This is a genomic window from Pseudomonas sp. NPDC086251 (assembly GCF_044746405.1).
Classification (GTDB): domain Bacteria; phylum Pseudomonadota; class Gammaproteobacteria; order Pseudomonadales; family Pseudomonadaceae; genus Aquipseudomonas.
Genome location: NZ_JBIVBY010000001.1, coordinates 911,891 through 925,571, shown reverse-complemented (window position 1 = coordinate 925,571; position 13,681 = coordinate 911,891). Strand labels below are relative to the sequence as shown.

Sequence of the window (13,681 nt, the reverse complement as noted above, 5' to 3'; positions counted from 1 at the left end):
TCGAATCACCTTGTTGCTGATGATCCGCAGTAGGGCATGGGGCTTGATGCCATGTTCGAATGCGGGACAGGAGGAGAGTTTTTGCCATGGAACGAGAAAGTGATGCAACGCCCTGTGGAGCAAGACCGAAACGCTGGTTTGGTTTGAACGTATTAATGCTCCCGGTATTACTGGTAACAGTTGACAACACAATACTTGGATTTGCCTTACCGAAAATTGCCGAAGCCCTGCGTCCGAGTGCTAGCCAGCAGTTGTGGATGATCGATGCTTATTCGCTGGTATTGGCGGGATTGCTGGTGTCGATGGGTAGTCTGGGAGATCGAGTCGGTCACCGTAAGTTGTTGATGGCCGGGTCTTTTGGTTTTGCCATAGTGTCGGTGCTGACCGCGTATTCCGATTCCGCCATGCAACTGATCGCCGGGCGAGCGTGTATGGGCGTTTTCGGTGCGATGTTGATGCCCTCAACTTTGGCATTGATACGTTCGGTGTTCGAGGATCGAGAGGAACGTCGATTAGCGGTCGCGATATGGGCTACTACTTTGACGGTAGGTTCGGCACTCGGTCCTTTAGTCGGTGGGGTATTGCTGGAGTTCTTTAGTTGGGGGGCAATTTTCCTGTTGGCGGTGCCCCTGTTGGTGCCATTGCTGGTATTGGGACCACTGTTGCTGCCGGAATCCGAGCGAGATGCTTCAGGATCTTTTGATCCGATTAGCATCCTGCAATCGATGGTGGCTCTCGGTGCCATTGTTTATGGCATTAAACACAGCGCCAGTAATGGTATCGACTGGATGGCGCTGACAGCATTTGCAGTAGGCACGGTTGCGGGCTGGATGTTTGTGCGTCGGCAGTTACGCCTGTCAGAACCGCTGATGGACTTGAGTCTGTTCCGCAGCGGCACCTTTAGGGGCTCGGTCGTGATCAATTTGATGAGTCTCGCGTTTCTCGTCGGCTTCGTATTCTTTACCACTCAGTTCCTGCAGATCGTTCTTCAGATGTCGCCGTTGAATGCCAGCCTCGCTTTAGTGCCAGGTCAGATCATGGCGATTGTTGTGGGGATGGCGGTCGTGCCAGTCGCGCAGCGATTACAAGTGCATGTGCTGATACCAATTTTGATGGCATTTGCGGGAGCGGCGTTTTTGCTGGTCGCCGGCATGGGCAGCAGCCTGATTGTTCTAGTGGTGGCTTTTGCCTTGCTGAACATTGGTGTGGGCGCGATCGCGACGGTGTCCAATGATGTGATTTTGTCAGCCGCGCCGCCGGCAAAGGCAGGCGCTGCGTCGGCCATTAGCGAAACGGCCTACGAAGTGGGGGTGGTTTTGGGGACGACTGTGCTTGGCGGTCTCGTCACCGCCTACTATCGCGGTACGTTGCAGCTTCCGGGATTCCTGAGCGAAGTGCAGATGATGCTGGCCAGTGAGACGCTGTCTGGCGCCCATCATGTGTCGGCAGACTTATCACCTGATCAAGCGAGTGAGTTGATGACGCAGGCTGGAAGGGCTTTCGAAGGTGGGATCGGATTGGTTTCGTGGGTGACGTTCGGTCTGGCGCTTATGGCGATTTTGATTGCTTGGTGCACTTTGCGGATACCGAAAGCGCAACCTGCAAAGGGACATTGATTGAAAATGAAGGTTGGGCCCGGCATCGCACAGCCCAAGCATTTCAGTGCAATGCTTGCTCAATGGCCACCCGCAGGTATGCTGGTGGCCTGCCGAGGAGATTGAAAATGGCCTACGATTTTGACCTTTATGTGATTGGCGCCGGTTCCGGCGGTGTGCGGGCTGCGCGGTTTGCGGCTGGTTTCGGGGCGAAAGTGGCCGTGGCCGAGAGCCGTTATCTGGGCGGTACGTGTGTGAACGTCGGCTGTGTGCCTAAGAAGTTGCTGGTCTACGGCGCGCACTTCGCCGAAGACTTCGAGCAGTCGCAAGGTTTTGGCTGGACGCCGGGTGAGGCGAAGTTCGATTGGGCGACGTTGATCGCCAACAAGGATCGCGAGATCAATCGCCTGAACGGTATCTATCGCACCTTGCTGGTCAACAGCGGTGTGACCTTGCACGAAGGCCACGCCAAGATCGTCGATCCGCATCAGGTCGAGATCAATGGCGAGCGTTTCACTGCCAAGAACATTCTGATTGCTACGGGCGGCTGGCCGCAGATTCCGGAGATTCCGGGGCATGAACACGCGATCAGTTCCAACCAGGCGTTCTTCCTCAAAGAGCTGCCCAAGCGCGTTCTGGTGGTGGGCGGTGGTTATATCGCCGTCGAGTTCGCCGGGATTTTCCATGGCCTGGGTGCCGAAACCACGCTGCTCTATCGCGGCGAATTGTTCCTGCGCGGCTTCGACGGTGCGGTGCGCAAGCATTTGCAGGAAGAGTTGACCAAGCGCGGCATGGACCTGCAATTCAATGCCGACATCGAGCGCATCGACAAGCAGGCTGATGGCAGCCTCAAAGTCACACTCAAGGACGGTCGCGAACTGGAGGCGGACTGCGTGTTCTATGCCACCGGACGGCGTCCGATGCTGGACAATCTCGGGCTGGAAAACACCGGCGTCATACTCGACAAGAAAGGCTTTGTCGAGGTTGACGAGCAGTATCAGACCGCCGAGCCGTCGATCCTGGCGCTGGGGGATGTGATCGGTCGGGTGCAGCTGACGCCGGTCGCGCTGGCCGAAGGCATGGCCGTCGCGCGTCGTTTGTTCAAGCCTGAGCAGTACCGTCCGGTGGATTACAAAATGATCCCGACGGCGGTGTTCAGCTTGCCGAACATCGGCACCGTCGGTTTGACCGAAGAAGAAGCGCGCGAAGCCGGCCACGACGTGGTGATCTTCGAAAGCCGTTTCCGGCCGATGAAGCTGACCCTGACCGAATGCCAGGAGCGCACGCTGATGAAGCTGGTGGTGGACGCCAAGACCGACAAGGTCCTGGGTTGCCACATGGTCGGGCCGGATGCGGGCGAAATCGTCCAGGGCCTGGCGATTGCCTTGAAGGCCGGCGCCACCAAGCGTGACTTCGACGAAACCATCGGTGTGCATCCGACGGCCGCCGAAGAGTTTGTCACCATGCGTACGCCGGTCGCCGGTTAAGCGTCCTTAGCTGCGTCTGGCATTGCCTTCGCGGCAGCTGCCAGGCGTACGCTTTCTGCCAGATCGGCCTGGGCCTTGGTCAATTCGATTTCCAGTGACTGGTTGATCTGCGACTGCTCGTCGACGCTCTGTTTGAGTGACTGACTCTCCAGCAGGGCGACGCGCAAGCGTTCCTGGAGGAGGGTGCGTTCGCTGTCGACGCGAGTGGCTTGCTCCAGCAGCTGATCCTGTCGGCTGTTGCTCTGCTTCAGCTGATCCTGCATCAGGCTCAGTTCCCTCAAGGTCCCACGGTTCTCCGTCAGCAGGCGCTCGTTGTCACGGTGCAATTGCGTGATCTCATCCTGGCGCACCATTGCGCTTTGCTGAGCCTGGCGCAATTCCATCTGAATCTGCTGAACCTGGCCTTCATGGCGACGTTGTTCCTGCTCGCGCTGATCCTTGACGGCGTTGCGGTAGTGTTCCAGCGCATCGCGCGCATGCAGGTGTTTCTCTTCAAGGGAGCGGATCTGCTCGTCCTTGTCTTGCAAGCGTAATTCGAAATCGGCCAACGCCTGGTTCAGACCGGCGTTGCGAGTGTGTTCGGTCTGCAGCAGGGCGCGAGTGTCTTGCAGCGCCTCGGATTCCTGGGTCAGTGCCAGGCTTTGAACTTCGTAATGCTCTTGCAGCTGGGTGTTGGCCTGATCAGCGGCCTGTAGCCGGGTTTCCAGCTCTTTTCTTTGCTGTTCGAACTCCTCGCGAGCCTGGTCAATCGGCTCTTGCGCCTGCTCCTTGAGGCGTTGCGCCAGCCGCGACACCAGTCCTGCCAGCTCATCGTCGATGGGGGCGGGCGGCGCTTCGGCGCGCTCGACGCCGTCATCCAGCTCCTTCAAATACCGATGAATCGTGGTTTTCGAGCCAGTGTTGCCCATCTCGATCCGTACTGCGTCGATGCTTGGGTTTTCGCCGCGCGCCAAAATTGCCAGGCGTGCCGCTTGCACCACTGCTTTGTTTACACCGCCACGAGCCATGAGTTCTCCTACGATTTCGTAATGTGGTACATACCACCACAATACACATTGTACCATTCATCAATAAAAGTTAAATACTTGATGTAATTGACACGGGATATACTGGTATTACCCCGTGTGATGAACGATTCACCGGGTTTTGACCCGTAAAAGCAGTACGCCTTCGAGATGTGAGCCCATGACTGAGCTGGATCGTTACCTGCAAGCCGCCACCCGCGACAACACCCGTCGCAGCTATCGGGCGGCGATCGAGCACTTCGAAGTCAGTTGGGGTGGATTTTTGCCGGCGACCGGCGACAGCGTGGCGCGCTATCTGGTGGCCCATGCGGGCGTGTTGTCGATCAATACCTTGAAGCTGCGTCTGTCAGCGCTGGCTCAGTGGCACAACAGTCAGGGTTTTGCCGATCCCACCAAGGCGCCGGTGGTGCGCAAGGTGTTCAAGGGGATTCGGGCGTTGCACCCGGCCCAGGAGAAACAGGCCGAGCCGTTGCAGCTTCAGCATTTGGAGCAAGTGGTCGCATGGCTGGAGCTGGAAGCGCAAACCGCCCAGTCTGCCAACGATCGGCCGGCGCTGTTGCGGGCCAGGCGCGATACGGCGTTGATCCTGCGAGGTTTCTGGCGTGGCTTTCGTAGCGATGAGTTTTGCCGCGTACAGATTGAGCACGTGCAAGCGAGCGCCGGTTCCGGAATCACGCTCTACTTGCCGCGCAGCAAAAGCGATCGCGAAAACCTCGGCAAGACGTATCAGACGCCTGCGTTGCAGCGGTTGTGTCCGGTGCAGGCGTACATCGCCTGGATCACTGAAGCCGCACTGGTGCGTGGGCCGGTGTTCCGAGGCATTGACCGCTGGGGTCATTTGAGCGAGGAAGGCTTGCACGCCAATAGTGTGATTCCGTTATTGCGTCAGGCGCTGGAGCGCGCCGGCATCCCGGCCGAGCACTACACCAGTCACTCCCTGCGACGCGGCTTCGCGACGTGGGCCCATCAAAGCGGTTGGGATTTGAAGTCGCTGATGAGTTACGTCGGCTGGAAGGACATGAAATCGGCCATGCGCTATGTCGATGCCAACCCGTTTCTCGGGATGAACCGCATCGCCGAACAACCCTGATCAATTCCGCTGCAATGCGATCCGTTGTAGCAGCTGTCGAGCCTGCGAGGCTGCGTTCGGCTGCGAAGCAGTCGCAAACCCGGCTGGCATGGATTCCCTGACACACCGTGAGTTCTGGTTTTACGACTGCTTCGCAGCCGAACGCAGCCTCGCAGGCTCGACAGCTGCTACGAGACCTCATGTGTCCTAGTACCGATTTCTTCTATTAATACTGTCGGCTAATAGCGAAAACCAATCAGCAGCATGAGGTTTGCCAATGAGCCATCCGTCCGTCGAGTGGGTAAAGTTCACTCCATCAACTTCTTAACCCCTGACGGAGAGTCAACGATGCCTATCATCAACAGCCAAGTTAAACCGTTCAAAGCTGACGCATTCAAAAATGGCGACTTCGTAAAAGTCTCGGACGCTGACCTGAAAGGCAAGTGGTCGGTCGTGTTCTTCTACCCAGCTGACTTCACCTTCGTTTGCCCGACCGAACTGGAAGACCTGGCTGACAACTACGACGCATTCCAGAAACTGGGCGTCGAGATCTACAGCGTTTCCACCGACACCCACTTTGCCCACGCTGCCTGGCACAACACGTCGCCAGCCATCGGCAAAATCCAGTACACCATGATCGGCGACCCGACTCACGCCATCTCCCGCAACTTCGACGTGCTGATCGAAGAAGCAGGTCTGGCCGACCGTGGCACCTTCGTGATCAACCCTGAAGGCCAGATCAAAATCGTCGAACTGAACGACGGTGGTGTAGGCCGTGACGCTTCCGAGCTGCTGCGCAAAATCAAGGCTGCCCAGTACGTTGCTGCACACCCAGGCCAGGTTTGCCCAGCCAAGTGGAAAGAAGGCGAGGCCACTCTGGCTCCGTCCCTGGACCTGGTCGGCAAGATCTAAGTCTGTGGATCGCATCATCAGGGCGGGTTTCCGCACCTACTAAGTAAGCTGCACCGCCCTCAAAAACGCCCGGGCGATATTCGCTCGGGCGTTTTTTTATGAATTTGCAAAAAGGAAATCGCCCGTATGTTGGACGCCAATCTTAAAGCCCAGTTGAAATCGTACCTGGAACGGGTCACCCAACCGATCGAGATCGTTGCCTCCCTCGACGACGGTGCGAAATCCCAGGAAATGCTCGAACTGCTGAAAGACGTTGCCAGTCTTTCTACCCAAATTACCTTGCTCGATAACGGTGACGATGCACGCAAACCGTCGTTCTCGATCAACCGCCCCGGTGCCGATATCAGCCTGCGTTTCGCCGGCATCCCGATGGGCCATGAATTCACTTCGCTGGTGTTGGCCCTGTTGCAAGTCGGCGGCCACCCATCGAAGGCCAGTGCTGAAGTGATCGAACAGATCCGCTCGCTCAAGGGTGATTTCAGCTTCGAGACCTACTTCTCGCTGTCCTGCCAGAACTGCCCGGACGTCGTCCAGGCGCTGAACCTGATGGCTGTGCTGAACCCGAACATCCGCCACGTCGCCATCGACGGCGCGCTGTTCCAGGCGGAAGTCGATGAGCGCCAGATCATGGCGGTGCCAAGCATCTACTTGAACGGTGTGAACTTCGGTCAGGGCCGCATGGGCCTGGAAGAAATTCTCGCCAAGATCGACACTAGCGGCATCGAGCGTCAGGCCGAGAAGATCAGCGCCAAAGAAGCCTTTGACGTGCTGGTCGTCGGCGGTGGCCCAGCCGGTGCTTCGGCTGCGATTTACGCGGCGCGTAAAGGCATTCGCACCGGTGTGGCGGCGGAGCGTTTTGGTGGGCAGGTGCTGGACACCATGGCCATTGAAAACTTCATCTCCGTGCAGGAAACCGAAGGGCCGAAACTGGCTGTCGCGCTGGAAGAACACGTCAAGCAATACGACGTCGACATCATGAACCTGCAGCGCGCCGACAAGCTGGTGCCGGGCAAGAACGGCGAGCTGCACGAAGTTCACTTCGCCAGCGGCGCGACCCTGAAGGCCAAGACGGTGATCCTGGCGACCGGTGCAAGATGGCGTGAAATGAACGTGCCCGGTGAACAGCAATACCGCAACAAAGGCGTGGCGTACTGCCCGCACTGTGACGGTCCATTGTTCAAAGGCAAACGTGTGGCGGTGATTGGCGGCGGTAACTCCGGCGTCGAAGCGGCTATCGATCTCGCCGGTATCGTCTCTCACGTCACGCTGCTGGAGTTCGACGTGCAGTTGCGCGCCGATGCAGTCTTGCAGCGTAAATTGCACAGCCTGCCGAACGTCACCGTGATCTCCAGTGCGCAAACCACTGAAGTGTTGGGCGATGGTCAGAAGGTCAACGGCCTGCGCTACAAGGATCGTCAGTCAGACGAACTGCGCAGCGTGGAACTGGAAGGGATCTTCGTGCAGATCGGTCTGTTGCCGAACACCGATTGGCTCAAAGGCACCATCGAGTTGTCGCCGCGTGGCGAGATCATCGTTGATGCGCGTGGCGAGACGTCGATGCCGGGCGTGTTTGCGGCCGGTGACGTGACGACCGTGCCGTACAAGCAGATCGTGATTGCGGTGGGCGAGGGCGCCAAGGCTTCCCTGAGCGCATTCGATCACCTGATCCGGACCTCGGCCCCGGCATAAACGTCGACGCTGAAAACACAAAACCCCATGAGCGATCATGGGGTTTTTTTGTGCCTTACACCTCCCCACTGTGGGAGCGAGCCTGCTCGCGATGGTCGTCAACGATAACGCGAAAAGGTTGACCCCGCGCCGGTCTCGGGTTTTTCGCGAGCGAGCTCGCTCCTACAGAGGGAGGTGGTGGGAGTTACAGCGGGGCCGGCTGGATGATCTCTACCCAGTAGGCATCCGGGTCCTTGATGAACGCCAGGCTTTTCATGCGGCCGTCGTTCAGGCGTTTCTGGAAATCACAGCCCAGCGCTTCGAAGCGCTCGCACGCGGCAACGATGTCCGGCACGGAAATGCAGATATGGCCAAAACCGCGCGGGTCGGTGTTGCCGTTGTGGTAGGCGAAGTCCGCGTCGTTCTCGGTGCCGTGGTTGTGGGTCAGCTCAAGAATGCCCGGGATCGATTTCATCCACTCGGTACGCGCGGCGGCGTCGGCCGGGATCTGGTTTTTGTCGACCAGCGCCAAAAAGTACAGGCTGAACTCGGCTTCCGGGAAGTCGCGTTTTTCCACCAGCGAAAAACCCAAGATGCGCGTGTAGAAATCCAGGGATTTGGTGATGTCCTTGACCCGCAGCATGGTGTGGTTGAAGACGAACTTCTGGGTGGCGGTGTCAGGTTGGGCGGTGACGCCTGGGAAGGTGTTCAATTCGTGCAGGCTCATGGGCCCTCCGGAAAATAAGTGGGGCTAACGAATGGCGACAATGATACGCAAGGGTTCTGACATCACCAAACCCAAACCGTCGGCTATTGCCTGACGGGCGGGTGAGGCTCAGACTTTACGGCTCAATCCGTGAGTGTTCATTGCAATGATTCGATTCTGTAAATCGGCGTTCGTCCTGATGTGTCTGCTTTCAGGCATTGCCAACGCTCACGCAGACGAGCCAATCGTGACGTGGCCCAGCGGCTGGGAAGTCGAAGTCGTCCCGCCCGATGATGCCAAACCAGACGTTTCCCGCCAGCGTGCGGTCAAAAACGATCAGGACGGTACGCCGGTGATGGTGATGGAGTTGACCATGACGCCGGTGGAAAGCGGTCATCAGGTGAACCTGCAAGGCGTGTTGCTGGAGATGCGCAAGTCGGTGCAAAAGGACTTCTTTCAGGGCGGTTATCAAAGTGTCTGCAGCAAGATTCACCCGACTACCTTGAGCCGCTTAACAGCGCTGGAAACTACCTGCACGATCACCCAGAACGGCAGGCATGTGCTCTCTCAAACATTGGTCGCGGCCGTCGATGCCGATAAAGCCTATGTTCTTTCCTACGCGGGGCAGGCTGAGGTTTATAAAGCAAGTCTGGACGAAATAGCGGCTGCCCGTAACAGCTTGAAACTTTAGTGAACGATTTCAGTGGCCATAGATCTCAGCGCTTTTCGTCATGTTTAGATACCTAAAGGGACTAAGCACAAAGTTAACCGGCAAGTAGCGATTGATCGGTGCTGATCGTTGCATTTAGAGAGCATCCATGAAAAAGCCCTGCATAAACAGGGCTTTTCTTGTTACCGCGAGTGCTTAGCCGCGCAGCCAGGAATCAACGGTGGCTGCACCGTATTCTTCCTTCCAGGCTTTCAGGCCACGGTGGTTGCCACCCTTGGTTTCAATCAGTTCGCCGGTGTGCGGGTTCTGATAAACCTTGACCACGCGAGCGCGGCGGGTTTTGGGCGCTGTTGCCTGTTGCAGACCGGATTTTGCCGGGTTCGGATCGAGAATGGCGATGATGTCGCGCAGGCTCTTGCCGTAGGTTTTCATCAGCCCCTGGAGCTTTTCTTCGAATTCGATTTCTTTCTTGAGCCCGGCATCGTTCTTCAGCGATTCCAGCTGCTTGAGCTGTTCTTGAAGGGCCTTTTCAGCGGCACGAAATTCAGCGAGTCTGGACAATATCTTTACTCCAATAGTGTATTTGGCTGATACCAACCGCAAACAAAGCTATAAGCCAAGGGCCTTGTAGCGACTCGGTGATAATGGCTCACCTGCTAATCTTACGCAGGCACGAAAAATTGTAGTAGTTAATTGGCCAAGAGTAAATCCTGTCTTTTTCTTCATGTAACTACCGTAGTCTTTTGATTCAATTTGGTGCGCGGCTTGCTTGTGTCATCGCTTAGAGCCGCTAGTTAATGATGACTTAATGCGTTAACGAATTCTGCGGCGGGCATGGGGCGGCCGAACAGATAACCTTGCAAGAAGTTCACGCCATGGGCGGTCAGGTAATCACTTTGTTCCTGGGTTTCCACACCTTCGGCAACAATGTCCAGATCGAGCTTGGCGGAGAGTTCGATGATGGTGTCCAGAATGTGCCGGGAGAGGGCGTCGGCGCCGATCATGGCGACAAAACTCTGGTCGATCTTCAAAAAGTCCACATTGAACTGCCGCAGATAACCCAGGCTCGAGTGACCGGTACCGAAATCGTCGATGGCGATCATCACGCCCAGCTCATGCAGCTGCTCGAACAGTTGGTGAGTGATGGCCGTGGGCTCGATGAGTTCGCGTTCGGTGAGTTCCAGCACGAGGCTGATGGCGCCCGGCGCGAAAGCGGCGAGGAATTCGCGGCAATCAGCGACCAGTTCCAGGTCTCGGCAGTGACTGGCCGTGATGTTGATCCCCACATGAAACGGCTGGTTGAACGACGCCTGATGGGGCGCGAGCAGGGCGGCGGTTTGTTGCATCAATGAGCGGGTCATCGGCACGATCAGTCCGGAATGTTCGGCAAACGGGATGAACATATCCGGGCGCACCAGGCCTTCCTTCGGGTGATTCCAGCGCATCAGGACCTCGGCTCCCGACCACTTTTTGTCGTCGCCTCGCACCACCGGTTGAAAATACGGAATGAACTCTGAAGCCTCGAGCGCGCGCTGCAATTCATGGCTGGGTGACGACGAGCGCTTCTGTAAAAAATGCCCGATAACACCAGCGATCACGCCGAAAAAGATCAGCAAGCTGAACAGCGGCGGATACTCGCTGCGCATGTAGCGCCAGGTTTCACCTTCGGGGAAGCCGGCCGCCACGGTAAAGGCATAACGCGAGGACGTCAGTGTGGTTTGCGCCACAGGCAAAGCAGGCAACGCGCCACTGTGGAAGCTGCCGTCAGCGGTCAACCCGTTTTGGCCGACTTGCAGTAGTAGCAACGTCTTGCCGCCGATCATGCGTAACACGTTGCTCAAGTGATAACCGTCCAGGGCACTCATCGCGCCCTGTTTTCCTGCGTTGAGCCGATACACCAGTAACGCGCTATCGGGCGTGACCAGGTTGCCTTTCATCAGCACTATCTCGCCTTTGCTGTAGTCACCGGCCGTGAGTTTTTCCTGGTAGTCGCCGAACAAGGAACTGCAATAAATGGTGTCGTCCCACACCAGATTGGTCGAGCGCACGAACGGGCGGCGAGTGACTTGTTCGCGCAACGCCAGGTTCACATCGATGCAACGTTGCCCGGCCAACGGCAGTAACTCGCGCGCGGCTTCGGCGGTGTTGTCGAGCATCAGTTCGAATTGGCGAATGGCTTCTTCGGCGGTCTGTTCGGTGTTGTGCTTCAGTGCCCGTTCCGCTTGCATATAGAGGATGGCGAATCCCAGCAGGACCGGGACTAAACCACTCAATACTGTCACGGCAATCCGGGTGCGTGTGCGGCGGTTTTTAACGTTCAGTGGCATTCGTGAAACCTGTAACAATAAAAGAGGGCTCTCAAATGCTGGCAGGGCAGTGCGCCTCCCAAAAAGAGTTCAGGTACGGGCCATGATAGTTGGCCCTCGGCAATGATGCCGCTCAACGGTGGTTCAGGCGCTCCGCCAGTTTGATAAAGGCCAGCGTCGCTGGTGAAGACTGGCGCTGATCGAGCACCGCGAGGCCGACCTGGCGTGCCACCGGCGGTGCCAGCGGTTTCTTCACGTAGCGCCTGTCGACGTGATCGGGCAATGAGCCTTCGGCGACCACGGTCAGCGCCTCGCCTCGGCCGACGGTGTCCAGCGTGCTCAACAGCTGCGAACAACGATAGCGAATGTTCGGTGTCAGCCGGGCGGCACTGAACAACCGTGAAACCAGTTCCGAGGAACCGGCCTCGGTCAGTACGAATGGGTCGTGGCACAAATCGCTCAGGCTCAGGGTGTCGCGACTGGCCAGCGGATGATCGACGGGTAGCAGCGCGACCATCTGGTCCTCGATCAGCGCAAAGGTGTCGAAGCGCTCTTCGGGCAAGACCACGAAGCCGACATCGATCCGTCGCTCCTCCAGCCACTGGATGACTTGGCGGTCCGGGCCTTCATCAATGTGCACCTCGATGCCTGGATGCGCGGCGCGGTAGTGCTGCAGGATCAATGGCAGCAATTTGATCGATGAAGTCGGGCCGAACGAGCCAATACGCAGGGTGCCGCGTTTCATGCCACGGGCATCGGCGGCTTCCTGGCGCAAGGTGTTGGCCAGGCCGAGCATTGCCCGCGCGCGCAGTAGAAGCTGCTGGCCGATGTCGCTCAGTTCGACCTGGGACTGATGCCGACGCAGTAACTCCACACCCAATTCCTGTTCCAGCGACTTCAGCGCGTGAGACACCGCCGATTGGGAAATCCCCAGGCGATTCGCCGCCGCAGTGAAACCGTGAAGCTCGGCCACGAGGGAGAAAATCTCCAATTGGGTAAGGGTCATGAGTTTTTACTCATTTTACGATGATCCGACATTAGTCGAATCATACGTCATCTCGCCCATTTCCCGTTCTGGAAACTTATGACCCGTTGTGAACAGACCCTAGCCAATCCTTCGGACATGCCGGTTTATCTGAAGCTCGCCGCCGTCACCATGATCTGGGGCGGCACCTTCGTCGCAGGCCGGTTTCTGGCGGATAGCCTGAGTCCGCTGCTCGCCGCCAGCGTGCGTTTCCTGTTGGCCAGCGCGGCGCTGCTGCTGTTTTTGCTGTTGGCCCGAGTACCGCTGACCCGACCGAGTCCCAGGCAATGGCTGCAATTAACGGTGTTGGGTTTTTTCGGGATCTTTTTCTACAACCTGTGCTTCTTTTATGGCCTGCACTACATCAATGCCTCACGGGCGTCATTGATTGTGGCGCTCAACCCGGCGGTGATCGGCTTGGCCTCGTGGCTGTTGTTCAAGGAGCACTTGAGTCGGGCGAAAGTCGCCGGTATCGCGATCTGCATTGCCGGGGCGAGTCTGGTGATCGTCAGCCGTAACCCGCAGCTGTTGGCGGGTAATGCCGATGCCTGGATTGGCGATCTGCTGATTTTCGGTTGCGTGGTCGGTTGGGGGATTTACTCGCTGTGCGCCAAAGAGCTGAACCACAGCCTCGGGCCCGTGCAAACGGTGACGTACTCGATATTGCTGGGCACGGTGATGCTCTGGGTGACCAGTGCGGTCAGGGGCGAGTTGAGTGTGGCGGCGCTCACCAGCCTGGGTCCGCAACAATGGCTGAGCCTGATGTACCTCGGCGTGTTGGGTTCGGCGCTGGCCTACATCGGCTATTACGACGGCCTGCGCAAAATCGGCGCGACCCGTTCCGGCGTGTTCATTGCCTTGAATCCGCTGACCGCGGTAATCCTTGGCGGGCTGTTGCTGGGCGAGCAATTGACGCTGACGATGTGCCTGGGAGGAGGGCTGATTCTGGCCGGGATTTTCCTCTGCAACAAACCCCTTGCGCGAGTGGGGAAAAAGGGGATTTGATACAGAAGGCGGACAAACTGATTTACGCTGTGTAGAATCGGTTTACGCATATAAGAATAATCGTCTTCTGGCAGCAGAAGCCTCGCCCGCAATAGCCTTGGGTCGACAATGAAGAGTTTTGGGTTTCAACTGATCTATGGTGACTTCCTCGCCCGCAGCGTGCGGGGCATCTCCTGCGCGCCACCCGCCGGTCTCAGCATTGCTAAGTAACTAA

The 13,681-nt window shown here is 57.5% G+C and carries 12 protein-coding genes; 7 read left to right on the top strand and 5 right to left on the bottom strand.

All coding sequences use genetic code 11. The features are described 5' to 3' along the window. The first annotated feature begins 86 nt into the window (after nucleotides 1–86). The gene (locus tag ACIPL2_RS04065) at nucleotides 87–1,616 is read left to right on the top strand and encodes an MFS transporter (RefSeq protein ID WP_401353173.1); all 1,530 of its coding nucleotides are present in this window, start codon (nucleotides 87–89) and stop codon (nucleotides 1,614–1,616) included. Nucleotides 1,617–1,723: 107 nt separating this feature from the next. Further along, a complete protein-coding gene (gene gorA, locus ACIPL2_RS04060; RefSeq protein WP_401353171.1) occupies nucleotides 1,724–3,082 on the top strand; it encodes a glutathione-disulfide reductase in 1,359 nt (452 codons plus the stop codon). On the opposite strand, the gene ACIPL2_RS04055 is transcribed toward gorA, so the two are convergent. Next, nucleotides 3,079–4,089, bottom strand: coding sequence for a DNA-binding protein (locus tag ACIPL2_RS04055; RefSeq protein ID WP_401353170.1), 1,011 nt, complete (start codon nucleotides 4,087–4,089; stop codon nucleotides 3,079–3,081). The genes gorA and ACIPL2_RS04055 overlap by 4 nt on opposite strands. Nucleotides 4,090–4,267: 178 nt before the next feature. Between ACIPL2_RS04055 and ACIPL2_RS04050 the strand changes: the two genes are divergently transcribed. The 3 genes from ACIPL2_RS04050 to ahpF all read left to right on the top strand — a co-directional run bounded on the left by ACIPL2_RS04050 (nucleotide 4,268) and on the right by ahpF (nucleotide 7,777). After that, nucleotides 4,268–5,197, top strand: coding sequence for a site-specific integrase (locus ACIPL2_RS04050; protein WP_401353168.1), 930 nt, complete (start codon nucleotides 4,268–4,270; stop codon nucleotides 5,195–5,197). Between the two features lie 327 nt (nucleotides 5,198–5,524). After that, nucleotides 5,525–6,088 (top strand): alkyl hydroperoxide reductase subunit C, encoded by a 564-nt coding sequence (ahpC, locus tag ACIPL2_RS04045; protein ID WP_007975937.1) that lies wholly within the window; start codon nucleotides 5,525–5,527, stop codon nucleotides 6,086–6,088. A 126-nt stretch (nucleotides 6,089–6,214) separates the two neighbouring features. Then, a complete protein-coding gene (ahpF, locus tag ACIPL2_RS04040; protein ID WP_401353166.1) occupies nucleotides 6,215–7,777 on the top strand; it encodes an alkyl hydroperoxide reductase subunit F in 1,563 nt (520 codons plus the stop codon). A gap of 184 nt (nucleotides 7,778–7,961) precedes the next feature. Here ahpF and gloA read toward each other — a convergent pair whose 3' ends face one another. Continuing rightward, complete coding sequence (gene gloA, locus ACIPL2_RS04035) at nucleotides 7,962–8,483, bottom strand: lactoylglutathione lyase (protein WP_046054068.1); 522 nt, start codon at nucleotides 8,481–8,483, stop codon at nucleotides 7,962–7,964. 145 nt (nucleotides 8,484–8,628) lie between these two features. Between gloA and ACIPL2_RS04030 the strand changes: the two genes are divergently transcribed. Continuing rightward, complete coding sequence (locus tag ACIPL2_RS04030; RefSeq protein ID WP_401353376.1) at nucleotides 8,629–9,153, top strand: DUF4946 domain-containing protein; 525 nt, start codon at nucleotides 8,629–8,631, stop codon at nucleotides 9,151–9,153. A gap of 174 nt (nucleotides 9,154–9,327) precedes the next feature. Here the strand turns inward: ACIPL2_RS04030 and ACIPL2_RS04025 are convergent, their stop codons facing one another. The 3 genes from ACIPL2_RS04025 to ACIPL2_RS04015 all read right to left on the bottom strand — a co-directional run bounded on the left by ACIPL2_RS04025 (nucleotide 9,328) and on the right by ACIPL2_RS04015 (nucleotide 12,444). Then, nucleotides 9,328–9,693 (bottom strand): histone-like nucleoid-structuring protein, MvaT/MvaU family, encoded by a 366-nt coding sequence (locus ACIPL2_RS04025; protein WP_401353164.1) that lies wholly within the window; start codon nucleotides 9,691–9,693, stop codon nucleotides 9,328–9,330. A gap of 233 nt (nucleotides 9,694–9,926) precedes the next feature. Next, nucleotides 9,927–11,459: an EAL domain-containing protein gene (locus tag ACIPL2_RS04020; protein WP_401353163.1), complete on the bottom strand. Its 1,533-nt coding sequence runs from the start codon at nucleotides 11,457–11,459 to the stop codon at nucleotides 9,927–9,929. A gap of 112 nt (nucleotides 11,460–11,571) precedes the next feature. Continuing rightward, nucleotides 11,572–12,444, bottom strand: coding sequence for a LysR family transcriptional regulator (locus tag ACIPL2_RS04015; RefSeq protein ID WP_401353161.1), 873 nt, complete (start codon nucleotides 12,442–12,444; stop codon nucleotides 11,572–11,574). Between the two features lie 78 nt (nucleotides 12,445–12,522). Here ACIPL2_RS04015 and ACIPL2_RS04010 point away from each other — a divergent pair, with 78 nt between their 5' ends. Further along, nucleotides 12,523–13,467, top strand: coding sequence for a DMT family transporter (locus ACIPL2_RS04010; RefSeq protein WP_401353159.1), 945 nt, complete (start codon nucleotides 12,523–12,525; stop codon nucleotides 13,465–13,467). Nucleotides 13,468–13,681 lie beyond the last annotated feature (214 nt).

What these genes read in the sequence shown, in the direction of transcription:
- ACIPL2_RS04065 (WP_401353173.1), top strand. Translation starts at nt 87, where the DNA reads ATGGAACGAGAAAGTGATGCAACGCCCTGTGGAGCAAGACCGAAACGC.
- gorA (WP_401353171.1), top strand. Translation starts at nt 1,724, where the DNA reads ATGGCCTACGATTTTGACCTTTATGTGATTGGCGCCGGTTCCGGCGGT.
- ACIPL2_RS04055 (WP_401353170.1), bottom strand. Translation starts at nt 4,089, where the DNA reads ATGGCTCGTGGCGGTGTAAACAAAGCAGTGGTGCAAGCGGCACGCCTG.
- ACIPL2_RS04050 (WP_401353168.1), top strand. Translation starts at nt 4,268, where the DNA reads ATGACTGAGCTGGATCGTTACCTGCAAGCCGCCACCCGCGACAACACC.
- ahpC (WP_007975937.1), top strand. Translation starts at nt 5,525, where the DNA reads ATGCCTATCATCAACAGCCAAGTTAAACCGTTCAAAGCTGACGCATTC.
- ahpF (WP_401353166.1), top strand. Translation starts at nt 6,215, where the DNA reads ATGTTGGACGCCAATCTTAAAGCCCAGTTGAAATCGTACCTGGAACGG.
- gloA (WP_046054068.1), bottom strand. Translation starts at nt 8,483, where the DNA reads ATGAGCCTGCACGAATTGAACACCTTCCCAGGCGTCACCGCCCAACCT.
- ACIPL2_RS04030 (WP_401353376.1), top strand. Translation starts at nt 8,629, where the DNA reads ATGATTCGATTCTGTAAATCGGCGTTCGTCCTGATGTGTCTGCTTTCA.
- ACIPL2_RS04020 (WP_401353163.1), bottom strand. Translation starts at nt 11,459, where the DNA reads ATGCCACTGAACGTTAAAAACCGCCGCACACGCACCCGGATTGCCGTG.
- ACIPL2_RS04015 (WP_401353161.1), bottom strand. Translation starts at nt 12,444, where the DNA reads ATGACCCTTACCCAATTGGAGATTTTCTCCCTCGTGGCCGAGCTTCAC.
- ACIPL2_RS04010 (WP_401353159.1), top strand. Translation starts at nt 12,523, where the DNA reads ATGACCCGTTGTGAACAGACCCTAGCCAATCCTTCGGACATGCCGGTT.